The organism is Pseudomonas kulmbachensis (assembly GCF_963681935.1).
Taxonomy (GTDB): Bacteria; Pseudomonadota; Gammaproteobacteria; order Pseudomonadales; family Pseudomonadaceae; genus Aquipseudomonas; species Aquipseudomonas kulmbachensis.
Map to the genome: position 1 here is coordinate 2,303,394 of NZ_OY817088.1, position 25,670 is coordinate 2,329,063.

Annotated in this window: 22 protein-coding genes; 8 read left to right on the forward strand and 14 right to left on the reverse strand. The window is 53.7% G+C overall.

Features of this window, described 5'->3' with window-relative positions; genetic code table 11:
• Window positions 1–66: 66 nt before the first annotated feature.
• The 12 genes from U5A05_RS10500 to U5A05_RS10555 all read right to left on the reverse strand — a co-directional run bounded on the left by U5A05_RS10500 (window position 67) and on the right by U5A05_RS10555 (window position 13,162).
• On the reverse strand, window positions 67–690 hold the full coding sequence (locus U5A05_RS10500; protein ID WP_321836300.1) for a DapH/DapD/GlmU-related protein: 624 nt from the start codon (window positions 688–690) through the stop codon (window positions 67–69).
• Window positions 687–1,760: a hypothetical protein gene (locus U5A05_RS10505; RefSeq protein ID WP_321836301.1), complete on the reverse strand. Its 1,074-nt coding sequence runs from the start codon at window positions 1,758–1,760 to the stop codon at window positions 687–689. Before U5A05_RS10505 ends, U5A05_RS10500 begins: the two co-directional genes overlap by 4 nt.
• Window positions 1,761–1,850: 90 nt before the next feature.
• Window positions 1,851–3,329, reverse strand: a complete 1,479-nt coding sequence (locus U5A05_RS10510; protein WP_321836302.1) for a capsular polysaccharide export protein, LipB/KpsS family — start codon at window positions 3,327–3,329, stop codon at window positions 1,851–1,853.
• 7 nt (window positions 3,330–3,336) lie between these two features.
• A complete protein-coding gene (gene pseI / locus U5A05_RS10515; protein WP_321836303.1) occupies window positions 3,337–4,407 on the reverse strand; it encodes a pseudaminic acid synthase in 1,071 nt (356 codons plus the stop codon).
• An 11-nt stretch (window positions 4,408–4,418) separates the two neighbouring features.
• The gene (pseH, locus tag U5A05_RS10520) at window positions 4,419–4,901 is read right to left on the reverse strand and encodes a UDP-4-amino-4,6-dideoxy-N-acetyl-beta-L-altrosamine N-acetyltransferase (protein WP_261742021.1); all 483 of its coding nucleotides are present in this window, start codon (window positions 4,899–4,901) and stop codon (window positions 4,419–4,421) included.
• A 40-nt stretch (window positions 4,902–4,941) separates the two neighbouring features.
• Window positions 4,942–6,003, reverse strand: coding sequence for a UDP-2,4-diacetamido-2,4,6-trideoxy-beta-L-altropyranose hydrolase (gene pseG, locus U5A05_RS10525; RefSeq protein WP_425262906.1), 1,062 nt, complete (start codon window positions 6,001–6,003; stop codon window positions 4,942–4,944).
• Window positions 6,004–6,050: 47 nt separating this feature from the next.
• Window positions 6,051–6,746, reverse strand: a complete 696-nt coding sequence (pseF, locus tag U5A05_RS10530; RefSeq protein ID WP_321836305.1) for a pseudaminic acid cytidylyltransferase — start codon at window positions 6,744–6,746, stop codon at window positions 6,051–6,053.
• On the reverse strand, window positions 6,743–7,903 hold the full coding sequence (gene pseC, locus U5A05_RS10535) for a UDP-4-amino-4,6-dideoxy-N-acetyl-beta-L-altrosamine transaminase (protein WP_321836306.1): 1,161 nt from the start codon (window positions 7,901–7,903) through the stop codon (window positions 6,743–6,745). The genes pseF and pseC overlap by 4 nt, the downstream gene beginning before the upstream one ends.
• Window positions 7,904–7,906: 3 nt before the next feature.
• Complete coding sequence (gene pseB / locus U5A05_RS10540; protein WP_235574709.1) at window positions 7,907–8,905, reverse strand: UDP-N-acetylglucosamine 4,6-dehydratase (inverting); 999 nt, start codon at window positions 8,903–8,905, stop codon at window positions 7,907–7,909.
• Between the two features lie 44 nt (window positions 8,906–8,949).
• On the reverse strand, window positions 8,950–10,194 hold the full coding sequence (locus U5A05_RS10545) for a lipopolysaccharide biosynthesis protein (RefSeq protein WP_321836307.1): 1,245 nt from the start codon (window positions 10,192–10,194) through the stop codon (window positions 8,950–8,952).
• Between the two features lie 258 nt (window positions 10,195–10,452).
• Entirely contained in the window at window positions 10,453–12,681 is a 2,229-nt protein-coding gene (locus U5A05_RS10550) for a polysaccharide biosynthesis tyrosine autokinase (protein ID WP_321836308.1), read from the reverse strand.
• Between the two features lie 40 nt (window positions 12,682–12,721).
• Entirely contained in the window at window positions 12,722–13,162 is a 441-nt protein-coding gene (locus tag U5A05_RS10555; protein WP_261742027.1) for a low molecular weight protein-tyrosine-phosphatase, read from the reverse strand.
• A 922-nt stretch (window positions 13,163–14,084) separates the two neighbouring features.
• Here U5A05_RS10555 and U5A05_RS10560 point away from each other — a divergent pair.
• A complete protein-coding gene (locus U5A05_RS10560) occupies window positions 14,085–15,875 on the forward strand; it encodes a putative bifunctional diguanylate cyclase/phosphodiesterase (protein ID WP_321836309.1) in 1,791 nt (596 codons plus the stop codon).
• Between the two features lie 163 nt (window positions 15,876–16,038).
• On the opposite strand, the gene pdxR is transcribed toward U5A05_RS10560, so the two are convergent.
• A complete protein-coding gene (gene pdxR / locus U5A05_RS10565; RefSeq protein WP_321836310.1) occupies window positions 16,039–17,442 on the reverse strand; it encodes a MocR-like pyridoxine biosynthesis transcription factor PdxR in 1,404 nt (467 codons plus the stop codon).
• A gap of 132 nt (window positions 17,443–17,574) precedes the next feature.
• On the opposite strand from pdxR, the gene U5A05_RS10570 reads away from it, so the two are divergent.
• Window positions 17,575–18,027 carry a carboxymuconolactone decarboxylase family protein gene (locus tag U5A05_RS10570; RefSeq protein ID WP_261742030.1) on the forward strand — a complete coding sequence of 151 codons (453 nt, stop codon included), beginning with the start codon at window positions 17,575–17,577 and terminating at the stop codon, window positions 18,025–18,027.
• Between the two features lie 7 nt (window positions 18,028–18,034).
• Here U5A05_RS10570 and U5A05_RS10575 read toward each other — a convergent pair whose 3' ends face one another.
• Window positions 18,035–18,886: a LysR substrate-binding domain-containing protein gene (locus U5A05_RS10575; protein WP_261742031.1), complete on the reverse strand. Its 852-nt coding sequence runs from the start codon at window positions 18,884–18,886 to the stop codon at window positions 18,035–18,037.
• Window positions 18,887–19,136: 250 nt separating this feature from the next.
• Between U5A05_RS10575 and U5A05_RS10580 the strand changes: the two genes are divergently transcribed.
• From U5A05_RS10580 to metC, 6 genes are read left to right on the forward strand one after another with little or no spacing between them, the layout of a single operon-like run.
• Entirely contained in the window at window positions 19,137–19,976 is an 840-nt protein-coding gene (locus U5A05_RS10580; protein ID WP_321836311.1) for a transporter substrate-binding domain-containing protein, read from the forward strand.
• A 4-nt stretch (window positions 19,977–19,980) separates the two neighbouring features.
• Complete coding sequence (locus U5A05_RS10585; RefSeq protein ID WP_321836312.1) at window positions 19,981–20,715, forward strand: amino acid ABC transporter permease; 735 nt, start codon at window positions 19,981–19,983, stop codon at window positions 20,713–20,715.
• Window positions 20,705–21,391 (forward strand): amino acid ABC transporter permease, encoded by a 687-nt coding sequence (locus U5A05_RS10590; protein ID WP_321836313.1) that lies wholly within the window; start codon window positions 20,705–20,707, stop codon window positions 21,389–21,391. Before U5A05_RS10585 ends, U5A05_RS10590 begins: the two co-directional genes overlap by 11 nt.
• Window positions 21,378–22,214, forward strand: coding sequence for an amino acid ABC transporter ATP-binding protein (locus U5A05_RS10595; protein ID WP_261742035.1), 837 nt, complete (start codon window positions 21,378–21,380; stop codon window positions 22,212–22,214). Before U5A05_RS10590 ends, U5A05_RS10595 begins: the two co-directional genes overlap by 14 nt.
• Before the next feature lie 17 nt (window positions 22,215–22,231).
• Window positions 22,232–22,825, forward strand: a complete 594-nt coding sequence (locus tag U5A05_RS10600) for a cysteine dioxygenase family protein (protein ID WP_321836314.1) — start codon at window positions 22,232–22,234, stop codon at window positions 22,823–22,825.
• 44 nt (window positions 22,826–22,869) lie between these two features.
• Entirely contained in the window at window positions 22,870–25,641 is a 2,772-nt protein-coding gene (gene metC / locus U5A05_RS10605) for a cystathionine beta-lyase (RefSeq protein WP_321836315.1), read from the forward strand.
• Window positions 25,642–25,670: the final 29 nt, after the last annotated feature.

Sequence of the window (25,670 nt, forward strand, 5' to 3'; positions counted from 1 at the left end):
GTGTTTGGAATGTTGTGCTTTGTAAGTGTTTATTATGATGATCGTGTTATTTTGGTAAAGTCCGAATCAGGTCTTTTCCCAAGTATTGCTAGTGAAGTTAAACTTTTTAATTACTTTTGCAGGAACACCTACTGCAATAGAGTATTTCGGAATGCTGTGGGTGACGACGGCATTTGCCCCGATAATACTGCCTTCGCCGATAGTTACTCCAGATAAAACAACAACACCCTCTCCGAGCCAAGAGTTACTTTCTATTGTTATAGGAGAACCTTTTAGTTCGCGACTATCGGGCGGCGTGTCCGGGTGAGAAAGGTTGCTACCAACAGCGTCCACATAGACCCCATGTTCGTGATCTACAATAGTCACGCGACTACCGATAAGGCAGTTATCGAAGATGGAGATCGTTGTTATTGCACCTATGTGGCAGTAATCATTTATTTTAACATTGTCTCCGATAAGCACTGCGGCTTCACTTTTTAAAACCTCCAGGCGCAGATCCAATCCCGCTGTAAATTTATCACCGAATGTCAGGCGACCTTTATTTATTAATCGAGGAAAACCTTTTATTATTCTTACTTTTTTGCCGAAAAATACTTTTGACCATAAGAAGAAAAAGATATTTCGGATGGTTATTGTAAAAGAGGTTCTGATGTTTTTGTCTTTGGGTGATTGAATGTATGCTGATTTCATAAGTTACCATGTGCTTTTTTTGATGAAAACATCTTGGCCTCGGAACAGCAGGCTATAAAGATGACAAATACAAGGGAGCTGACGCTGGCAGTACTTTCGAAATTGGAAATTAACAGGTACAGAGAGATAATCAGAAGCTCTTTGGATTTTCTCCTCTTAAAAAGATCGAACATGATGTAGGAGACAAATAAGGAGACTGCAAAAAATAAGACAAGCCCCTGGCTAATAATATAGTTGACGAAAAGAGAGTCAATTTGAATTTTTTTGTCATGAATGCCTGACATGAGCTCTATTCCCGATAACGGTTCAATTACTCTCCGCGCAATAGAAATTCGATAGCTAAAGAGTTGATCCAGGGCTGTTATCGCAGCAGGCCCAAGGAACGAACTCAGCGCTTGCGGGACGGTAACTAACCAAGCTATGAGCATTGATGTTATGCCGAGTAGCAAAATAGGAAGCGTGAAAAAAGCGGTGCGGTGCAATGAAAAAAATTTGGCGGAATAGTAAATGAATATTACTATTGGAATTGGGATGTAAGTTCTGCTTACTGTTTCTTGAATGATGAAAAGATACACGAGTACAGTAGTGAAGATTAGTTTTTTATCGTCTAGATAAAATCCGGAAATCATACAGCTTATAATTAATAGGGATACAACGTTGGGCTGCCAAAATCCAAGGCTTTCTTTACTGCCTGTTGAGAAGGCGACATCGGAATACAGAGTGTTGGTGAATGTTGCTGATTGAATTAAGCCTAGTTTTGCGAGCACTATAGTTAATGTAGTGATTAAAATTAACCACCAGGCTGTTGAGCGTATTATCTTGTCTTTGTCTAGGCGGATTATTAAAATTGATAAAATGAATCCACATCCAGCATCCAGAAAAAACCAATCTTTAAAACCGATACTCCATATTAAGAAGAAAAGACCAACTATGAGCATTTTTCGTGAAATGGAGTAATTGAAAGCGTAAAATGCGATAAAAATTAAAATAGAAGCGCCGCGCGTGATATCAAAAATTATTTTAATGGCAGGGTTATAATATACTTCTTGAGTGGAGGAGAGTGCAAACAAGATAAAACTAGCTATCGCTATTCGGCTGAGCAGTTTTGTTTTAGATATTGCTAAGAGGTTGGCGGTTCGAGTGTTCGTCCTGTATAGCATTTAGTATGTCTTCATTGCTGTGATCTTGATTTGACTGTTTTTTTCGAGGCTTGACGTCAATTCGTTTTTGATGTCTGGGTACAGTTGTTCAACTAAGCTCTGTGCTTTGTCCTTGTCTAGCATTATGTTGAGTCCACCTTTTATTGTGTTCATATAATAGGCGGCAACGAAATTTTTGTTATATGTCTCAGTTATGGTGTTTGGTTTGGCTAATTCGTTTTTCAATGTTTCGAATAGTTTTGACGGGTTTTTTATTGAAGTGACATTCGCATGTTGCTGGTAAAAAACACTTCCAAATAAAAACACTTTTTTCCCCAGTAAAAGGGCTTCATAACCTACCGTGCTAGTTAAGGTTATAACAGCTTTGGAAGCTTTGATTAACTCTTTTGTCGGAGAGTTCGGGTGCAAGATTTTTACGTTTGGCAGCGAAGCAATTGTTTTGTAAAATTTAATCTCAGGGTAGGCAAAGGCACTCATGTGGTCTTTCACATATAGTGTAAGGCCTTGGGGTAGGTTGAAAGCAATGTTGCGGATTACCTCGAGTTCATTTAAATAGGTGCCGGCAAGTATAGAGGTTGATGACTCGGGGTGATAGTGAAGTGGGTAAAGTAAGAAGGCGTCGTCTGTGTTTGGTAGCGAATAGTATTGCATGACCGACGAGGATCGAAGTTTTCGTAATAAACTTCTTTTAAACATTTGCCAGGTTCGATTCAGAGGGTTGCCTCTCTGAAAACTATGATAGTGGTCATCGTTCAAGTGTCTTTTATAAATGAGCAGTTTTTTTATTTTCCCTTTGTTGTAGTATTTGTTTATTAGGTTTGTATTTTCAAGATTGTTGAATTTCATGTAGTCGGGAACAATGTTCTCGATATTTTCAATGTATTCTGAACACCAGTTTCTTATTTCTTGAGGTACTATAATTTCGCCGTTATTTATTTTTTCAAAGGTGTCTTGGATCTTTATATCTTCGCTCAGAGGGTTGTCAGATATGGCGAATCGCCCCGGAAGTCGGCTGCTAGTTACTCCGCGGTAAATGATATTGTTTTCTTGGCAGGCAAACCATGCGAAATGGGCGAATGCATTTGAAACGTTTTCGTATATGACAACATCGATATTTCGTTCTTTGATTATTTTTTCAAAGAACGAAAGCAGTGCGCTTTTCAGGTTTTCATAAAAGTCAGGCTTCTTTGGGCCCCATAAACTGTACACTTCAGCACGTTCGAAGTCTGATAATAGTGCTGAGTTCATGTTGTATGCTGCATAGCGCTCTAATAGGGCGAAGTCTGTAGCGTGGTCTGCGAAAAAAGATGAGAACTCATACACTTTATTCCCAAACTGGTGGAGTTCGTTCTCATCTTCCGATGTTTTGCAGTCAACGGCAAAGAAAACGTTAGCTTCATCGGAGCTGAATTTGTTTGCAAGGCTGTTAAAAAAATTGTGATAACCCGGCGCGCCATTGGATAGTATTAAAATATTCATAGATACCTTAGAGGCTAAAGCCAGGCGTGAAGTGTGCTAGCGTAACTGCGCTATTTGCAGTTGCAGGAGCCGTTAAACGCGCCCCTATTACTTTTGTAAGGAATTTTGGAGGCAAGCCATATCCAGGTCGCACGCTGCGTATTGACTCTTCTGTGATTACATCTCCGGCCTTGAGATCTTTTACGAAATAAAGTGATCGTCTAAATTTGGCATTTCCTTGCTCACTAGACTTGCGCCCGTAATCAACCTGGCCTAGCGCCGCCCATGCAGTTTTGCTATCGCGACACAGAGCTACCAACTCTGCTGGTTCCAACGAGAAACTGTCATCAGGACCGCCGCCACTGCGATCAAGGGTGAAGTGTTTTTCAATAATCGATGCACCCATCACGACGCTGGCAATAGCAGTTGTATTGTCCAGTGTATGGTCCGACAGGCCAGTAACCAGGCCAAAGCGCTGCATCATGTCTGGGATCGTGCGCAGATTGTAGTCCGCTGCTGGAGCCGGGTAGCCACTTACGCAGTGAAGAATAGCCAGTTCCTTGCAACCACCTTCGCGAGCGGCGTCAATGGCTTCCTGGATTTCATCAGCATCGGCCATCCCGGTTGAGATGATCATCGGTTTGCCTGTGCTGGCAACGTACTTGATCAACGGCAGGTCAATGGCTTCAAAGGAAGCAATTTTGTAGGCTGGAGTGTTGAGGCTTTCCAGCAGATCAACAGCGGTGTTGTCGAACGGGGAGCTGAAAATGGTGATTCCCAGCTTACGCGCGTACTCGAACAGCGTTGCGTGCCATTCCCACGGCATTTGGGCTTCTTTGTACAGCTGATAGAGGTTCTTGCCATCCCATAGACCACCGTGAATCTGGAAGTCTTCAGAGTCACAATCGAGGGTGATTGTATCGGCGGTATAGGTCTGCAGTTTGACCGCATCAGCGCCGGCTTTCTTTGCTTCCTCGATGATCTTTAGTGCCGTTTCAAGCTTGCCGTTATGGTTGGCGGAAAGTTCGGCGATGATGTATGGCGGTGCATCTGCAGCAATGCGGCGACCTGCAATGTTAATGCTTGGAATATTTGACATGATTTGATCTCTTAAGTATTCGCGGGTCTATCGGAGGCAAGAAGGCCGAAACATACAACGTCGTGGTATTGCTCACCATCGAAGTGCTGGTGGCGCAGGATGCCCTCCTGTTGGAAACCCTGATTCAGATGGAACTTGATTGAACGTTCGTTATACGCAATTGCTTGACCACAAATTTTGTGCAGTCCTGCATGGCTGAATGCATATTTCAGTGCAGCTTCACCTAATCTACGGCCTGTACCCTGTGGCGCATCGGGGGCGGCGTAAAAACCCCAGTCGGCTATGCCGCCAGGCGCAATTTCATGGATGTTGATAAAACCGACTGGCACAGAATCGATTTCGAAAACCAGTAAATGGCGGCTGCTGTCCAACGTGGCCCGCTCGAACCAGCGAGTGTGCTCCTCAAGACTGATTTCATGCTGCGTGTACATATAACGGCGTACATCTGCATCATTGCGCCAGCTGAGTACTTGCTCGAGATCTTCGTGGGTCATCGGCCGTACACGTGAATCCGTTGGTGCGCTTGCAGTCAATTTAAAACTCCAAATATTGGATGACCCTTGCTACTCCCATGCCATCTGCTATCTGCGAGGCAGCTTGGCTCATGCTTGTTCGTTTAGACGCTGATGCAGCAAGTCTGTTTAATAAATCAGGCAGGCGATCGGGTATTTCCTGCGGTTCATGCAACACGTACACCGCATTGGCATGCTCAAGACTCTGGGCGATTTTCCGTTGGTTATCGGCCAGTACGAGCATTATGGTTGGCAAACCCAAACAGCAGCGCTCCCAGGATGTTGCACCCGCGGCGCCGATGGCCAAGTCACTTTCGGCCATCAATTGGGCCATATCACTGATACCGACTTTGACCGTTGTGGGCCAGGGCATTTGACTGGCCTGTTGGCGAACGTCGTCAAGCCAGGGCGCGGTGCTGCCCATCACCACGCTGATATTGCAGTTGGCTGGCAACTCTGCGCTTCTCAATGCCTTCAGAATCTGCCCGGTGGCATTGTCTTTATCGACGCCACCCATGGTGATCAGCAGGTGTTCGAGTTGCGGTGTTTCCCTGCGTTTCAGGCTGAAGTCACGCAAGTTCGCGAACTCCGGACGCAGCAGGGAATATTGCGAACCACAGAGTAGGGTGCAGGTCTCTGGGGTCCAGGGAGCATAGTCCTTGGCATCACGGCCAAAGGTCTGATCCAGCAGCAGGTCACACCGGTGAGGCCGGTCTGCCAGATCGTCGATCACCATCAGCTTGCGGTAGCGCGGCATTAACGCCGTTTCCCAGCGTGCATCGAGGGCATAGTGATCAACGATCAGCCAGTCAGGTGTCAGTTGCTCAAGAATGGCAGCGCATTCAGCTGCGTCCTGTTCCTGTGTTGCTCCTAACCAAGCAGCATGAGCCAGTTGTGACGGGTTGATCGTCGTCTGTTCAACTGCATGAGCCAGAAGCGGTAAAACATGAACTTGAAAGCCTTTATTGCGGATGTGCTCAACCAGGTTGCCGGGATGTTCCCGGCAAATAAACTGGCATTCGCCGCCTTGCTGCTTGAGCGAGTCGGCCAGGGTCAGGCAACGCATCACATGCCCTGTACCCATTTGCAGTGAGGCATCAACGCGCAAGGCAACCCTGATGGCTTGCTTGCTCACTGTGCTTCAGCCTGCATGGCCTTGAACAACCATTCGGCACGGACCCAGTCTTCCGGGGTGTCGATGTCTTGTACGCGATGTCGCGGCAGAGCCACCGGGACCGAGGCAGGGCTGAAGATCATCCGACCTTGCAGCCAGGCATCGGCCTTGCCCCAATAAAACTGGCCTGCGTCATGAAAGGCCTCTTCAAGGTCTTGCGAGCGGGTGTTGAAGTGCTCAGGGTTGAACATTTCAACCTGCCCTTCAGCATTGAGGCGGATCGCCCGCTGAATCGGGAAGGCGTAGCTGGTGACCGAGAAGGCGTAATCGCTGCCAGTCTCGAGCAGGGTGTCAAAACCACGACGAATATCTTCGGGGCTCACAAATGGGGCCGTGGCATACAGGCAGCAAGCCTGTTCCACGGATTGCCCTTGTGCATTGACCCACTCAATGGCGTGGCGAATAACCGGAATGGTCCCGGTATGGTCGTCAGACAGTTCGGCCGGGCGCACAAATGGCACCGTGGCACCGTAGCGGCGCGCCACATCGGCGATCTCTTCGTCATCGGTAGATACAATGACCTGATCAAAGCAGCCGCTTTGCAGGGCTGCTTCAATGGACCAGGCGATCATCGGCTTTTCGCAGAACAGCTTGATGTTTTTGCGTGGGATACGCTTGCTGCCTCCGCGGGCAGGGATGATCGCCAGCTTCATGCCTGCACCGCCTGGCGCAGGGCAGCAATGACTTCGTCTTGCTGCTCATCGGTCATGGTCTGGAACATCGGGATGCTGATAGCTTCCTGATAGTAGGTTTGCGACTGTGGGAAGTCGTCCGGTTTGAAGCCCATGCGCTCGTAGTAAGGCTGGGTGTGCACCGGGATGTAGTGCAGGTTGACGCCGATTCCCAGTTCGCGCAGTGCTTCAAAGACCTGGCGGTGAGTTTTCTGGATTTGATCCAGGTGCAGGCGAATCACGTACAGGTGCAGACCGGAGTAGCTGTCTGCGTGCTGCCAAGGCGCGGTAACCGGCAGGCCAGCCAGCAGATCGTCATAGCGACGGGCCAGTTGATGGCGGCGGGCTACGTACTGATCCAGACGCTCCATCTGGGTAACACCCAATGCGGCCTGCAGTTCGGTCATGCGGTAGTTGAAGCCCAGATCGATCTGCTGGTAGTACCACGGACCGTCGGCTTCATGAGTCATCTGCGCCGGGTCACGGGTGATCCCGTGGCTGCGCAGCAGGCCCATTTTGGTTGCCAGTTCGTCATCGTTGGTCAGTGCCATGCCGCCTTCTGCGGTGGTAATGATCTTGACCGGATGGAAACTGAAAACAGTGATATCGCTGTAGCGGGAGTTGCCGATGAACTCGCCCTGGTATTTACCACCAATGGCGTGAGAAGCATCTTCAATAATCTTGAAGCCATAGCGCTGGGATAATGCATGAATGGCTTGCATATCGCAGGGCTGGCCACACAAATGCACGGGAACTACTACCTTGGGTAGCGTGCCCTCGCGTTCGGCCTGTTCCAGTTTTAGAGCAAGCGCTTGCGGGCAAAGGTTGTACGTGCGCGGGTCGATATCGACAAAATCAATTTCGGCACCGCAGTACAGCGCACAGTTGGCCGAGGCGACAAAAGTGATCGGTGTAGTCCACAACCGATCGCCCGGGCCAAGCCCAAGGGCCAGGCAGGCAATGTGCAATGCCGAGGTGGCACTGTTCACGGCCAGGGCATGGCGGGCTCCGACGTGCTGAGCAACACTTCGCTCAAAACGCGGCACCATGGGGCCTTGGGTCAGGAAATCAGATTGCAGCACCCCCACGACCGCATCGATATCGGTCTGGGTGATGTCTTGGCGGCCGTAGGGAATCATGCTTTAGATGCTCCCGATCTTGGCGCGGTTGATTTCGATCCAGTTTTCCAGATCGGCATCGCTCATCCATTCGGTGTTGTTGTCGCTGGCGTAAACAAAACCTTCAGGCACGCGCACACCATCTTTGATGCGTTTAGGGCAGTCGGCCCAACCATTGATGGTAGGCAGAATCTTGAAGTGTTCCGGGTATTCGTAGGTGTAGTAGGCGTCTTCAGCGCTGATCATCTGCTCATGCAGCTTTTCGCCTGGGCGGATACCGATAACTTTCTGCTCGGCTTCCGGGGCAACTACGCGGGCCAGATCAGTTACTTTCATCGACGGGATCTTTTTAACGTAGATCTCGCCGCCTTCCATATCTTCGAATGCGTGCCAAACCAGTTTTACTGCATCTTCCAGCGAGATCATGAAACGGGTCATGCGCTCATCGGTAATTGGCAGTACGCCCTTGTCCTTGATCGACATGAAGAACGGGATCACCGAACCACGCGAACCCATTACGTTGCCGTAACGAACTACAGAGAAGGTTGAGTCATGGCTGCCGGAATAGGAGTTGCCGGCGACGAACATTTTGTCGGAAGCCAGTTTAGTAGCACCGTACAAGTTGATCGGGCTGCTCGCCTTATCGGTAGACAGGGCAACGGTACGATGTACGCGCTTGTCAATACAGGCGTCGATCAGGTTCATGGCGCCATTGATATTGGTTTTTACGCATTCAAACGGGTTGTACTCGGCAGTCGGCACGATTTTGGTCGCAGCGGCATGCACTACATAGTCAACACCGTCCAGGGCGCGGTACAGACGCTCTTTATCGCGTACGTCGCCGATGAAGAAGCGTACTCGCGAGTCGCCCTCGAACTTCTTGGCCATGTCCCATTGTTTCATCTCGTCACGGGAGAAGATGATGATTTTTTTCGGGTTGTACTTGGCCAGGGTCATCGGTACGAAAGTATTACCGAAAGAGCCGGTGCCGCCAGTGACAAGAATCGTTTTGTTAGTAAGCATTCAACAGGTTCCTTTGTGAAATTCTTAAACAGTTGGGTGATACGTTATCGGTACTGCGCCGGAGTCAAACGGATAAAAGCCAGGCATTTCCACAGCAAGATAAACAGAAAAGCTACGCACAGCCCCGCAGGCACTGCTTGTACGGGCCAATAGTGGGACAGCAGCCATGTAACGGGAATAAAGATCAGCAGGCTGGCGATATGGCTATGAATAATCGGTCGATCCAGTCCCTGGGCATACAGTGCATAGTGCGGGATCATACCCAGCGAATAGAGAAGGGTAATTAACAACGTCCAGGGGAATAGGTTCTCGTGTTCAAGGTACAGGGGCTTGTTAAGCCATCCCAGCAGGGGATTAATAATTAAGAGTGCAACTATCGAGAATGCAGCAGAAAATATCAGTGTCTGCCACAACAATGCTTTCAGTTTAAGTCGAAACGCAGCAGCATCTTTGTCATGGTGAGCACTGATCAGTCCAGGGTAGATAAAAGCAAAAACACCAGCGTCAAGAAATGATAGCAGAGCACTGCTGATGCCCATAAACAAGACATAAGCACCGAGGGTGTCCAAGTTGGCCAAATCTGCAAACCAATAACGATCTACTGTAAATAAGCCGCGAAGTGCTAAGGTGGCTACAAGTAAGGGGATGGCTGTTTTTAGACCTTTGCTAATCCATTGCCAGTCAATTTTCTTATGCCACCCTGAGACTTTTAGTTGTTTTAGTCTATAAGAACCCAGCACGAGTGCCGCAAAGCTTCCCAGTGCCCAGCCGCCTAGTACCACGTTAAGTTCGCGAGTGTCGGCGCGAAAAAACATTAGTCCTGTCACCATAACGGCCCAGATGCCAGAGCGCAGAAATAGCATTACGCTGGCAAGCAATTGTTCTGAGATAGTGATTAGGAGTCGACTCAACTCCTGGGTCAGGTGCTCAAGAATTAGCAGTATGAAAAACCAGCCTGCAACACTCCATGGTAGGAGCCCTTTTATAAAAATCAAACTCAAAAGCGGCAGGAAAATCATATATAGCACCAAGGATAATGCACCTTGGTCTTTTAGTAGTCCGCCCCACTCATGACGCTCTCGTTTCAAAATTTCTCGAGTTGTGAAAGCGTAGAAATCAAATCCCAGTAGGTAAAGGGCATAACTAATAGTCACCGTCAGCAAACCGTATAGACCAAGTTCCTTTGGCTCGAGAAATTTAGCCAGGAAAAAGATCAACAGAAATTTGCTTGCGAGAGTTATGCCGCGCAGAGCGATATTTGTAAAGCGTGTGAGGCTTTGCTTCGGCATGATTCATTGTGTCTTTTTAAAAGGCGAGCGGGGCGCCAGAAAGTAGTAAGTATAACTACGTAATGCCGCAGGTGATGCGGATTAGTATCGGTTTTTGAATGCTCGGTCTGCTTCAGACACGCTACCGCCCCAGGATTATATGCTAGTCCCTGAAAGCGGCTTAATCAGTTGCGATGTCATGACTTGGTTTGCTTGGACAGTAAAAGAGCGCCCCTAACCATTTAAGGGCGCCCGGAATTCATCTTGCAGTACGGCTTATTAAACGCTGTCAGATTTGTATTCGTAATTGTAATAACCATATGCGCCATAGCCATATTTGGCTGATGCGCGCTTCTCAACACCATTAAAAATCGCACCTTTAAGTTCAATGCCACTTTGGGCAAAGCGCCGTATGGTCAATTCAATCTCGCGTGCCGGGTTCAGCTCAAAGCGAGTAACAATCAAGTTGGTGCCTGATTGGCGACCGACAATCGCAGCATCGGTAACGGCCAAGAATGGTGGTGTATCGAGAATTACCTGGTCGTACTTGGAGCTGATCAAGTCTAGGAACTCGGTAAAGTTCTTGTGCATCAACAATTCGGACGGATTAGGCGGAATCTGTCCACGACCTATAACATCGAGGTTTTCTATTTCAGTTTTATGAATCGCGGTGTCAAGGTCGCAGCGTTTTGCCAGGTAGTCGGACAGCCCGTTCTCTACGGGAATACCGAACATCTTATGGATATAGCCTTTACGCATATCCACGTCGACTAGAAGTACTCGTTGGCCAGATTGTGCAATTACGGCGGCCAAGTTAGCGGAGACGAAAGACTTGCCGACCTTGGGGCTTGGGCCAGAAATCATCAGGCGGTTGTTATTGGCTTCCAGCATGGCGAAGTGCAGGCTGGTGCGCAGGCTGCGCAGCCCTTCAATCGCCAGGTCCGTTGGATGGCTACTTGCCAGTAACGGAGTAGTGCGACTGCCACGACCGTTAGGGCTTTTTTCGTCTTCAACTTTTTGCAGTGAGCTAAACGGAATTGAGGCGTACACCGGCAAGCCAAGCTTCTCGATGTCATCCGGGTTTTCCACGCCGCGGTTAAGCGCCTTGCGAAACAGTACATAACAAATGGCCAAGAAGGCGCCGAGTAGAGTGGCAATCAGTACGATCAGGGCTTTCTTGGGTTTGACAGGGTTTCGCAGGTCTACATCGGCGGTGTCGATCAGGCGCACGTTGCCCACGGTACCTGCCCGCATAACGTCAAGTTCCTGAGATTTATTCAGCAACTGGGTATAAATCTCGGTGCTGACTTTCAAGTCGCGGGTCAGGCTCAGCAATTCTTGTTGGGTAGTAGGCAGCCCTTCAACTTGCTTGGCTAGCCGGTGCTGCTTGCTAGTCAGTTCGGCAAGTTGTCCCATCAACGCACGATAAGCTGGGTGCTGCGGGGTAAATTTTCGGTCCATCTCGGCTTGTTGTAATTTCAGGGTCGAGATATTGGTGTCCAGTGACACGATCTGGTCGAGAATCGCTTTGGCTTCAAGACTGATATCAATCGATTTACTGCGAATCTGGAATTGGTTTAGCGCAGTTTCGGCTTTCTCCAAGTCTTTACGCACCTGTGGTAGCTGATCCTTGAGAAAGCTTAAGCTTTGCGCTGCTTCTGCTGAGGTACGCTCAATATTTTGCTGCACATACAGGCGTGCAATTTCATTCAAGATTTGTATGGACTTTGCCGGATCTGTACTTTCAAGTGCGAGCCCTACCATGCCGGACTCTTTGCCGCGTTCGGTCACATCCAGTACTTGCTGATAATTCAATATCGTGGTTAGGCGTGGGGATCGAACCACGCTAAATGTAGTGCCGGGGTTAGCTTGCAGCGCTTCGACTTCTAAAGTAACCCCATTATCATTTACTGTCTTGCCGACCTGACCCTGGACTAGCAGGTTGCTGTCGTCATCCAGCAGGGTAAAGTTGCCTGCCTCACCGCTGATTAGGGTCAGTTTCTTGCCAAGCAGTTCTTGTGGTAACTCTAATTCAGCAAGCTTCAGATGCTCTCCGCCCCAGGCAAAGCTATTCATTCCGAGTAATGGGCTGGCCACAGGTTGTTCGGCATCAGGCTTAAAGCGACGGGATATAAACTGACCTATAAGCGGAAAAAAATTGGGCTGAGCTTCAATGTCCAAATCAAGGTTGTCGACCGCGGCACCGATATTTTTGCGTGATTTGATCAATTCGATTTCTGTGGCAGACGGTGATTCCTTGCCAAGCATGCTGCTGACATCAGAGAAACCCAGCATGTCGTTTTTCTTGGCTTCAACCTGAATCAGCGCATTCGCCTGATACACCGGTGTCGCCAGCAGGGCATAAGCCACGCCTGCAGCCATAAAGACGCCAGTCACGCCAGCAATCAACCATTTGTGGTCGAGCAATGTGCCCAACAACCCCATCAAGTCAATATTGTCGTTATCGTCATCATGCTCATGGGGCTTTGTCACGGGTGCTTGCTGCATAGGTCGGTTCTTTTTCTTCAAATATAATTCGTGGAGTGACTCAACGCTTAATGCGCTGGGCCCATGCATTTACAGCGACGTCAATCAACGCGTACGCATGTTCAAAGGCTGGCTTGCCTTGACGGTACGGGTCTTTGATTTCGCGGTTGTCTTGCCATTTGCCCAGCAAAAAAACTTTGCCCCTTGCCTCTGGAGCGAGGCTTAGGACACCACCAATGTGCTGTTGTTCCATGACCAATATAAGATCGGCCTCATTGATGGATGCAGCCGTCAGTTGGCTGCCGCTGTGCTCGGTCAGCACGTTGCCGTGTTCTTCGAGGACAGCACGGGCGGTGGCTTCGATGGGCTTGTTTTTGAGTGCACTGAGGCCTGCGGAGCTCACGACGATGTCGGAGGGCGCAAGTGCGACCCGCAAGAGGTGTTCGGCGGTAGGGCTGCGGCAAATATTGCCAATGCAGACAATCATGATTCGTTTAAACAAGGCAGCTTCCTTTGTGCCAAACATGCTCAGCCTGCGAGAGCACTTAACGAATCGTCACGACCAATATCCCCTATCCAGGGAATGGCGGTGCCTATCAATAAAGGCTGCCCTCATCAGTTTGAGTGGCTATGGCCTGGGCTGGAGCACAGGTGCTCCCGCTTTATTACGGATAAAGGGTCGGTACGAAGTTGAACACTTAAAATATTAACTGTGAAGCGAATGCAATATCAACCTTTAAATCAGCAGATGATTTTATTCGAGCTATATAGATGCTTTTCAATAAATATTGCCCGACAATAAATAACATTTTGCCCTTCCTGACCAAAAATAACCCTCGCCAAAGGCCGATATCTCGGGCTTTGCGCGCTGCTGGGTGGGGTTCCGCCTGGGGTTGTCAGGTCTATTGTCATGGGGGTCCTGGTGGCGAGGCGGAACCTTGTCGGCGCAAAAGTGGTTTTTCGGCAGGGTCTGTCTGGTGCGGATTTGCGACCAGTGCTCGGCTGTCTTTTGTAATGGTGGCAATATGATATATGCCAATAAGTTGACTCTATAAATCTGTCGCGACAAATGGCCGTTATTGGTAAGGCCATGATTATTATTTTTCAATAAGGGCATATATAACCGTCGCCTCATTATTCAAACCGTTTAGTTATTGCATGTATCTACGACTGAACCACTGTTTTGTTACCAAAGCATGACTTGCAGGGGCGTTGTGGTCATTGCGGGTGTCGACGATGCTCCTCCCATGGCCGCCTGGTGTTGCGGTAAGGGGTTTTTGAGCGAGGGAGTGTTTGCGTCTGGCGTGGTGAAGGGGTCGTAACAGTGCTTTACTGCACTCTTAATATGGACAAAAAACGCCGAGCAAGGATGCAGCAGATCGGGCATAAACCCGCCTTCACAGCCGCTTATTTGAGCGCTATCCATGTCCAATACCTCTGCCACACTCTTGATTGTTGACGACGATGCCGAAGTTCGTAATCTGCTGGAAATCCTGTTGCAAGAGCAGGGCTATCGCACGTTGACTGCCAGCACGGGTGAGCAGGCCTTGGCCCTGGTTGCCCAGCAGCCACCGGACTTGATCCTGCTCGACGCCATGATGCCCGACACGAACGGTTATCAAGTCGCCCGCCAGCTCAAGGCCAGCGCATCTACTGCAAATATCCCGATAATCATGCTCTCGGGCCTGGGTGAGCAAAGTGCCCGACTTTTGGGGTTGGAGGCGGGTGCCGAGGATTTCCTCTGCAAGCCGTTTGCCAGTGACGAGTTATGGTTGCGGGTGCGCAACTTGTTGCGGCTCAAGGCGTTTGGTGACTATCAGGCAGTCCATACCCTGATGCTTGAGCAGCAACTGCAAAAACGCACTCTGGATCTGGAGCGGTTCCGTTCCGCAATGGGCTCCGATGAGCGTTTGCTGAAAATGGCCAACTACGACCCGTTGACCGGGTTGCCCAATCGCAACCTGTTTTACACCACGTTGCAGATGGGCCTGACCCAGGCGGCGCTCAGGGGTTGGCAATTGGCTGTGGTCACGGTTGGTCTGAACGATTTCAAGAGTATCAACCTGACCTGGGGGCATTTGCTGGGGGATCAGGTGCTGGGTGAGTTCAGTCAGCGCTTGTCCAACTGCTTGAATGTCAGCGACACCCTGGGTCGGATGGATGGTGACGAACTGGCATTGATCCTGATGATCCGCAAGGGCCAGGCTGGCCCGCGCCAAATGGTGGATCGCATACGCGAAGTGTTGCGCGAACCGTTCAAGCTGCAGGGCAATGACATCCCGATGACGGCGAATATCGGTATTGCGCTGTACCCGGACGATGGCGCCGACGCGCATCGTCTGGTCAAGCATGCGAATACGGCCATGGGCCTGGCCAAGCAGGCGGGTAGGGATACTTACCGTTTTTACACGGCGCAAATGAATGTCGAGGTTCTGGCGCGTCAGGAGCTGGAAACCGCGTTGCGTGATGCCGTGCGCAAGCAGGCGTTCGAGGTGTTTTACCAGCCTAAAATCAGTCTGAGTGACGGCCGTATTTGCGGGGTCGAGGCGCTGTTGCGTTGGCCGCGGCCTGGGGGGGAGGCGGTGTCCCCGGCGGTATTTGTGCCTGTGCTCGAGAGCCTTGGGCTCATATCTCGCGTGGGGCAGTGGGTGATCGATCGCGTGTGCAGCCAGATAGCGCACTGGCAGAGCACGGGGTTGGGGGCGGTGGAAGTTGCCGTCAATGTTTCGGCGCTGCAGATCAGCGAAGGCGACTTGATTGACGATATACAGCGCTCGCTCAAAGCCCATCAGCTCGAGCCGCAATGGCTCGAGGTTGAGTTGACAGAAGGCTCGCTGATGGAAAATACCCCGCATACGATTGCCAGCCTGCTGACGCTGCGGGATATCGGGGTGAAAATTTCCATTGATGACTTCGGTACGGGGTACTCAAGCCTTGCGTACCTGAGTCGTTTTCCCATCGATAAACTGAAAATCGATATCGCGTTTATTCGTGAGGTTACCTTCAATCCTCAAGACGCTGCGATTGCCCGCACGATTATTGAGTTGGCTCATAGCCTCAACTTGCAGGTTATCGCGGAGGGCGTAGAGACTCGTGAGCAGTTGGCATTCCTGGCGGATAACGGCTGTGATCAGGTGCAAGGCTATCTGTTTTGTCGGCCTCTGCCTGCGCGCGAGCTGGAAGCCTTGTTGCGGGATCCGCGCAGCTTTATCTGAGCCTGTGTGGGCGATGATTCGGTTGCCCACCCTGCTGTGGGAGTGAGCCTGCTCGCGAAGGTATCAAGGGCATCGCGATTATCCAGCAAGCACGCGGTATCGTTATTGGCCTTCGCGAGCAGGCTCGCTCCCACAGAGGCGCCGCGATATCTGTGCCCACGGTTTATCCCTGCAGCAGCGCCAAAATCCGTTTGCCCAGCGCCTCGGCGCTGGCTTGTGACTCAATATTGGCAAAGCCCAGCAGCAGTCCCGACGTTTTTTCGCCCAGCTGGCTCCACTCGCTCAGAGCTTCTGCAGATAGGCCATCTTGTTGCATGCGTTCAATCAGTTGTGTGTCTGACTGTTGCCCATCAAGGCGCAGGATCAAGTGCATGCCGCCCGGATTGCTGTCGATGTGTACATGGTTGCCCAGCACTTTTTGTAAGCCGTTTACGGTGAAGGCCCTGCGCTCGCTATAGAGTTTGCGCATGCGCTGGATATGTCGCGCGAAATGGCCTTCGCTCATAAAGGTCGCAACAATGGCCTGGGTGAGCTCCGGGCAGCTGCTGCGCAAGGTCTGGCTGGCGTGTTGAAAGCATTCGATCTGAGCCTGCGGGATCACCAGGTAGGCCAGGCGCAATCCCGGAAACAGTACTTTGCTGAATGTGCCGCTGTAGAGCACTCGTCCATCGCGGTCCAGGCTTTTCAGTGCTGGCAGCGGGCGGCTGATATAGCGGTACTCACCGTCGTAGTCGTCTTCGATGATCCAGGCTTTGTGCCGATTGGCCCATGCCAGCAGTTCCAGCCTGCGCGCCAGTGAGAGTGACACGCACAGCGGGCTTTGATGAGCGGGGGTGACCACGGCCGCCTGCGCAACAAGGTCCGCTGATGGTCCGCGCATACCGTCCTGGTCGACGGGCAGGGCGACGGTGTGTATTTGCAGTTGTTCCAGCAATTGGCGGGTAGGTGGGTAGCCGGGGTCTTCAATCAGCACTCGATCCGCAGGCTTGAGTAGCGCGTGGGTGATAAGTGACAAGCTGTCCCGGTAGCCCGAGGTGATAAACACCTGTTCAGGCGAGCAGGCAATGCCTCGGGAAACCTGCAGATAGCTGGCTATGGCTGCGCGCAATGCTTGCAAGCCAGGCCCTGAAGGGTTGGCCATGTCCTGGGCGCGGGTGCTGCGCACGCAGCGTGCGCCAATTTGGGCCCAGATTTTTTTCGGGAAGGCATCCAGTGCGGGCAGTCCCATTTGAAAGGGCAGGGTTGCAGGTGGGTGTCGGGTGACCGGGCTGGCTTGGGGGCTGCGGGTGTCTTGTGCAGGTTTGATCGTGATGTCCGGCGCCACGATGGTCCCGGCCTGGCCGCGAGCTTGCAGGTAGCCCTCCGAGGTCAGGAGTGAATATGCGGTGTCGATGGTGCCTCTGGCCAGCCCTAGCTCCTTGGCCAGCGCTCGGGCGGCAGGTACGCGTTCTCCCGGAGCCAGCAAGCCATTGGCGATGGCATCCCGGAAGCGCCAGTAGAGTTGCCGGTAGATGGGCTCGCTGGAGGTCGGGTCGAGGGGTGAGAGGCGTGATGCGGGGGTTGTCATTGGATAGCCTTGTTCTTGATCCCGGGGCTGAAGTGATCATGGCCTGGAGATAAAGGTAGATCATGGCTCTTTTGGACAGGGCCAAGAAACCGCACTATGGCGTCACTTAAACAGCCAATGCAAGGGCCAGTCATGAATCAACGTATCGATTATTCCAAGGCGTCACCCGAGGGCTCCAAAGCGTTTGGTGGTGTGCATGTATATCTGCAAAACAGCGGTTTTCCCAAGGCGCTGATTGATCTGGTTTACCTGCGGGTTTCGCAAATCAATGGCTGCGCGTACTGCATCGACCTGCATTCGCGGGATTTGCTCAAGGCTGGTCTGGCGGTCGAAAAGCTGGTGCTGGTGCCCGTATGGCACGAAGCCGGAGCACTGTTCACCACCCGTGAGCAGGTTGCACTGGCCTGGGCCGAAACAGTTACTCGAGTTGCTGAAACCGGGATTCCGGATGCGGATTACCAGGCCGCTGCAGATGAGTTCGACGACAAAGAGCTGGCGGATTTGACCTATGCAATCGGGTTGATGAATGCCTACAACCGTTTTGGTGTTGCCTTCCGCCTGAAGCCTGCCGCCGCACGGGTTTGAGCTGCGCTTAAAGCCCGCGGTTGCTCTTGATCAGCTCATAGGCCCGACGCACCAGCGGGTTCACGGTATTGGCGCGAATCCACAGGTAGTAGGTCACGTCCGGCAGGCGGGGCAGGCCATCGTTTTCACCGAGAACGCGCATGTCCGGGCCGAGCATTTCCATGCTTCTTGGGGTCACCCCGAGCCCTGCGCGGATTGCCGCCTTGATACCTATCAGGTTCGATGCCAGGTACGCCTGGCGCCAGGCGATATTAGCCTGCTCCAGGGCCTCCAGAGCATAGCGCCGATAAATGCTCGGTTCATCCACCAGGATCAGTGGCAACGGTTCGCCGGGGTTGTGCGCGTATTGCGCTGAGCAGATCCACCACACCGGGGACGTGCGCAGGGGGAAACCTTCGAGGTTCGGTCCCTGGCGTGTGGAAATCACCATGTCGACCTTGCCCCGGTGCAGGTCGTCCATCAGGAACGGACTGCGGCCGACATCAATCTCCAGGCGCAAGCGAGGTGCCGAGCGGGCGATATGGCTGAGGATCGGCGGCAGGATGGTGTCGGCAATATCGTGGGGCGATCCAATGCGCAGCACGCCACTGAGACTGCTTTCGCGCAGGGAGCTCAAAACATCATCGTTGAGGGCTAGCATTTGTCGCGCATGGCGCAGTAATTGTTGGCCCGCTTCGGTGAGTGTTTTTTGTCGTCCGCGTTTCTCGAACAGGCCGACCCCGACCTGCTGCTCCAGGCGCTGCATCTGCTGGGTGACTGAGGATTGGGTGCGGGCCAGTTGGGTGCCGGCCTGGGCAAAGCCGTGGTGATCGACCACGGCTATAAAGGTGCGTAGTAATTCGAGATCAAGGGTCGACATGGCGTTTTTTGAGCTGCCTTGTATCAAGGGAGTGAACTTAAAGATTACATATTCTTATGTATTTGTTGAGTGTGTTTTTGGGTGGGTGGAGTTATGACCAATAAATACGGGGATATGCATTTTTAGTCTGTCCTTGGAGTGCGTAGAGTTATAACGATATTAGATATTTGCATTTCCGTTGCTTCAGCGCTGTACCTAGGATGCTCGCTTATCAGATCGGGGAACGCCGATCATCCATAAGGGGATATCCATGTTTGAGCGCTCACCCGTTACCCGTTTGTTGCCTGTCATGCTGGGCGCCCTGATCTCCCTTGCGGGAACCACGGCGGCCCACGCCGATGCGACGCTGGACAAAATCGAGCAACGGCATGTGCTGGTGGTCGGTGTGCTGCTTTCTGGTGGCCCCTTTGGCGGGATCGATCCTGCAACCCAAAAACCGCGAGGTTTGAATGTTGATCTTGCGCAAGAGTTGGGGCGCCAACTGGGGGCGCAGGTGCAACTGGTGCCTGTGTTGCCTGCCAACCGCGTGCAGTTCTTGCAGCAGGGTAAAGTCGACCTGCTGATCGCCAATATGGAGTGGACACCTGAGCGTGGTGAGATCCTCGGCTCCGTGCCCACGCCGTTTTACCGAGTTGGCGGGAGCGCAGCGGTGCTCAAGGACAGCCCCATCACCCGTTGGGAAGATTTGAAAGACCAGCCGGTGTGCACCTCCCAGGGCAGCAGTTACGTCAAGCCGCTGACCGAATTCGGGGCGCAGATCAAGGCATTCAAAAGCTCATCCGAGTCGTTGTTGGCACTGCGCGGCAACAACTGCGTAGCCGCCGTGCATGACGCCACGCTGATCAATCCGCTGCTTGCCGACTCTGCCGAATGGCAGGGCTATCGTGCCTTGACCCCCGAGCTGAACCCGGCGCCTTCAGTGATCTGGACCCGACGTGGAGAAACCGACACCCAGGCCAGGCTCGACCCCATTGTCCAGGGGCTGCATCGCAGCGGCTGGCTGATCGAGGCCCAGACCCGTAACCACATCACCCCTGCATCACCGGCACTGGTGGAGTTGCAACAGAAGTTCCAGGCCAGCGGCGCCTGAAATCGTGAATCACTGGCTAGAATTTTTCGTCCACTGGGCTTCCAGCCTAGGCCTCAACTACGGTTTTTTGCTGGATGCCTACCCGCGCTCAACCCTGGCGCAGGGGGCGCTGACCACGTTGTGGCTGTGCCTGCTGACCATCATCGGCAGTTTGCTGACGGGGTTGGGGCTGGCGGCGTTGTTGACCTCGGGCAAGCGCGCGCTGGCAGTCCCGGCGCGGGTGTTTATTGAAGTCACGCGCAATACCCCGACGCTGGTGCAGTTGTACTGCGCCTTTCTGGTGCTGAACATGCTGCTCAATCAGGCCGTAGGCACGGCGAACCCGCTGACGCCCTTTGCCTGGGTGGTAATCGTGATTTCGTTGCACAAAGGGGCGTTCCATGCAGAAGCCTTGCGCGCCGGTATCGAGGCGGTGCCGGCCGTGACCCTCGAGGCCGCCAGATCGCTGGCCTTCAGCAACCGCCAATTGCTGTGGAGCGTGCAACTGCCACTGGCCCTGCGCTTTGCCTTGCCGTCGTTGATCAACAACCTGATCGATCTGGTGAAGATGACAGCTGTGGCCTCTGCCATTGCGGTGGGGGACATTACCTATTCGGCGATCATGATCTGGACCCAGAGCGATAACGTGCTGGAGCTGATGATTCTGTTGCTGGGCTTTTATGGGTTGCTGAGCTTTATCGTCAACTGCGTGGGGCGCTACCTTGAAGCGCGCCTGAGGATGCCCGGTTATGGCCATTGAGTCGGTGTGCATGGCCTTGCTGCAATGGTCGCCCGCGCTGATCGCAGGCTTTGGCCAAAATATTCTGATCAGCCTGCTGGCCATCGGCCTGGGGACAGTGCTGGGCTTACTGGTGGGGATGCTGGCGTTATCGCCGTGGCGTCTGCTGAGCTTGCCGGCGCGGCTTTGGGTGCAAGTTTTTCGCAATGCGCCCTGGCTGGTGCTGATTTACTTCACGACCTATGTGTTTCCGTTCGAAATCCATGTTGGCAGCGCTTACATCCCGTTCCCGGACTGGGTCAAGGTCACTATCGGCCTGGCATTGCCGGCGAGCGCCAATGTGGCTGAGATCCTGCGCGGGGCTGTTGCCTCGATCCCCGGTACACAGTGGGAGGCCGCACGCTCACTGGCTTTCAGTCGCTGGCAGATTGCTGTCTCGATCATTATGCCGCAATGCCTGAAACGCATGCTGGCGCCGTGGATGAACCTCTACGCGGTCGTCACCATGGGTACGGCGCTGGCGTCGCTGGTGGGCGTACATGACGTGATCGACACCGCACAAATTGCCAGCAATACCGTCAACCTGACCGGGTTTACCGTACTGGTTTACCTGAGTCTGCTGGTGCTGTTCTTTGCGTATTGCTATCCGATTTCCCGACTGACCCAACGCCTGGAGCGACGTTATGCCTTCTATTGAATCCGTCGTCGAGCCTCTGGTCAGCCTGCGCGATGTACACCTGGCATTTGCCGGTAACCCGGTGCTCAAGGGCATCAATCTTGATGTCTATCCAGGTCAGGCGGTGTCGATCATTGGTCCTTCGGGCTCGGGCAAGTCGACGATCCTGCGCTGCATCACCGGCCTGTTGCAGCCCCAGCGTGGGCAGATCCGGGTTGCCGACACGCGGGTTGACGCCCTGACCCGCGAGGCCCAGCGTATTGAGTTGCGCAAACGCGTGGGCTTTGTGTTCCAGCAGTACAACCTGTTCCCGCACTTATCGGTGCTGCAAAACCTGATGATTGCGCCGCGTAAGGTGCTGGGGCGTAACCGTATCGATGCTGAGAAAGACGCCCGGGCCCTGCTGGCCAAGGTGCGCATGGAGCACAAGGCCGATGCGTATCCGGGGCAATTGTCCGGCGGCCAGCAGCAACGGGTGGCGATTGCCCGGGCGTTAACGATGCGCCCGCAACTGATCTTGTTCGATGAGGTTACCTCAGCCCTTGACCCCGAGACCGTAGGCGAAGTGCTGACGGTGATTCGCGAACTGACGCAGGAGGGCATGACTTGTGTGCTGGTGACCCATGAAATGCGCTTTGCCGAGGAAATCAGCGACGTCGTGTACTTCACTGAAAATGGCGTGATTGTCGAGCACGGCAGCGCCGAACAGATTTTTGAACACCCTGCCAACGAGCGCACCCGGGAGTTTCTACGTCACGCCCTGGGTGCACCGGCGCGGCGTGGGCCTATCGTCAGCGACCCGTATCTGTTGACAAATCTGAGCCGCTACAGCCTGTCCGTGTAACACCGAGGAGCTACTTTATGAGTACCGATAACCGTGCTGTCGTCATCGAGGATTTCCTGCAGAAAATCCGCCTTATCAACCAGCGCGGTGTAGACCGCGAGGCACTGGAACACATCGTCACCTTGCTCGAAGACCTGGCCGAGCGCCGTGACCTGTTCAATTTCGAGCATTTCCCGGCACCTGTGCCGGGGCAGGGCAGCACCGCGTTTCGCTACCGCCTCAATGACGATGGCAACACCCCGACGCTGTACCTGAACTCGCTGTTGCCAGGCAAAAGCACGCTGGCGCACAACCATGAAACCTGGGCCATTATCAGTGCGGTTGAAGGCCAGGAAATAAACTACGTCTACCGGCGCAGCGATGAGGGGCGCGAGGCGGGCTTCACCTCTCTGCATCTGGAGCGTGAAGTGATCGTGCAGCCCGGCACTTCGATCTCGTTTCTGGGTGAAGACCTGCACGGGATCAAGGTCGAGGGCGAGCAGGCGACCTTGCATTTCCATCTTTACGGCCTGCCGCTGGAGTCCCTGAACGGACGTTATGGCGTCGATGCCCAAGGGCGGATTCTCAATTACAACGCCTCGCAAATGGCCCCGTCGATCAAGGCCTACTGAACACCGACCACGGTCAATAATTCAATTTTTCAGACGGTACATTTATGAGCCAGACCCTCACACCGGGGCAGTTGCAGCAGTGGTTGTTCGACGGGCATGAAATTGCCCTGTTTGACGTGCGCGAACACGGCCAGTATGGCGAAGCTCATCTGTTTTACGGGGTTAATCTGCCCTATAGCCGCCTTGAGCTGGAGGCGCGGCGGCTGGCGCCCAATCTTCAGGTACGGCTGGTGATCTACGATCAGGACGGCGGCGCCGTGGCTGCCGCTGCCGCCGGGCGTTTGCTGGCGCTGGGTTATGCGCAGGTGCACATTCTCGACGGTGGCGCCGATGGCTGGCAGGCCGCCGGGCTGCAACTGTTCGCCGGGGTGCATGTGCCGTCCAAGGCCTTTGGCGAACGGGTGGAAGAAACCAGCCATACGCCGCATATCAGCGCCCAGGAACTGGCCCGCTGGCAAGCTGGCGGTGCGCCGCTGGTGGTGCTCGACGGTCGCCCGTTCGATGAATACCGCAAAATGACCATCCCCGGTTCGATCTGCTGTCCGAACGGTGAGCTGGGCTATCGGGTGCATGATCTGGTGCCGGACGACAGCACGCCGATCGTGGTCAATTGCGCCGGTCGTACCCGCAGCATCATTGGCGCCCAGACGTTGATCAATCTGGGCCTTAAAAACCCGATCTACGCTCTGGAAAACGGCACTCAGGGCTGGTTTCTGCAAGACCTTGAACTTGAGCACGGCAGTAGCCGTCGTTATACCGATGCCGTATCAGCGCAGCACTTGCCTGAACAGCGATTGGCAGCAGAGCAACTGGCGCAACGGGCCGGGGTGCTCAGCGTTAATGCAGCGCAGGTTGAACAGTGGGTCGCAGACGTCGGGCGTAGCCTGTTTGTGTGCGATGTGCGTACCGCCGAGGAGTTCGCGGCAGGCAGCTTGCAGGGTGCGCAACACACACCGGGCGGGCAGCTGATCCAGTCCACCGATTTGTATATCGGCGTGCGTCAGGCGCGGGTGGTGCTGGTCGATAGCGATGGCATCCGCGCACCTGTCGTCGCCAGTTGGTTGCGGCAGTTGGGGCATGAGGCTTATGTGCTGACAGGTGGGGTGAACAGCGGCCTGGTGCTGCCTGTGCTGGATGCGCCCATCGTGCAGGCCTTGCCATTGATCTGCCCGCAGGCTTTGGCCCAAGCCTTGAAGAATGACGCAGTAGCGCTGATTGACCTGCGTCCGAGCATGGCCTGGCGCAAAGCGCATATTGCCGGTTCGCGCTGGTCGACCCGCCCGCTGCTGGTAGCTGAGCCGCGTCCGTTGGTGGTGATCGCGGATGATCCGCGTCTGGCGGCATTGGCGGTTCAGCAGTTACCGGATGCACAGCGTCAGCAGGTGCGACTGCTGGACGGTGGCGTCGATGCCTGGCGCGCCGCCGGTTTTGGTCTGCATGCTGATATCGGCACACTGCCTGATGCGCAGTGCATCGACTTTCTGTTCTTCACCCATGACCGCCATGCGGGCAACAAGGACGCCGCGCGTCAGTATCTGGCCTGGGAAACCGGTTTGCTGGCGCAGATGAGTGCCGCCGAGATTGCCGGTTTCAAACTGCTCCCGGCGCAGCAGAGCGGTGTACGTACCCGGTTGGTACATGCGGCACGTACCGAAAAAGGCCCGGGCGGTCGAGCGGTCAATGTGCCGGTTACACGGGTGAGCACGGTGCTGTTCGACAGCATGGCGCAGATGCGCGACGCCCGTAACCGGCGCGACAGCGAACGCGTCCTGAGCTACGGCGCCAGGGGCAACCCCACGGCCTTCGCCCTGGAAGATCTGGTCACCGAGCTTGAGGGAGGCTATCGCACCCGGCTGTTCGGCACCGGTCTGGCCGCCATCGCGCAGACCTTTTTGGCCTACCTGCGTCCCGGCGATCATGTGCTGATTACCGACGCGGTATACGCCCCCGTGCGGCATCTGGCGCTGGAGCTGTTGGCGCCGTTTGGTATCGAGGTCAGCTACTTCGCGCCTGACGGTCACGACCTGCATGGCAAGCTGCAAGCCAATACCAGAATGGTCTACACCGAAGTGCCCGGTTCGTTGTTGTACGAACTCAGCGACCTGCCAGCCATCGCCGCGCTGTGCAAGCCAAGGGGCATCCTGCTGGCCGTGGACAACACCTGGGGGTCGGGTTATTTGTATCGGCCGCTGGCGTTGGGGGCTGATATTTCGATCATGGCTCTGACCAAATACCTGTGCGGGCACAGCGACGTGATGATGGGCAGCGTGTGTACCCTGCAATCGGCCTGGCGACCGCTGATGTCAATGAGTGACACCTGCGGCACCACCGTCAGCCCGGATGACGCTTATCTGGTACTGCGTGGCGCCCGTACCCTGGCGCCGCGGCTGGAGGTGCATGAGCGCCAGGCACTGCAAATCGCCCGCTGGCTACAGGCGCAACCGCAGGTGAAGCAGGTTTTCCATCCGGCGTTGCCCGAGCATCCTGGCCATGCACTGTGGCGGCGTGATTTCACCGGGAGCAACGGTCTGCTTTCGTTTGAGCTGGGTGATGTTGATGAGCGTTACGTCGAGCGTTTTATCGATGCGTTGCAGTTATTTGGGCTGGGTGCGTCGTGGGGGGGTTATGAAAGCCTGGTGATCAAGGGCGACCTCAAGGACCGCGAGAGTGCGCAGGACCGGGCATTGAACCCGGTCCTGCGGTTGCATATTGGGCTTGAGGACGTGGGAGCGTTGATTGAGGATTTGCAGCGAGGGTTTGCGGCTGCGCAGCCGAACGCAGCCTCGTTTCACTCGTCAGCGGCTACAAGAATGTAGCCGCTGTCGAGCCTCGGCGAGGCTGCGTT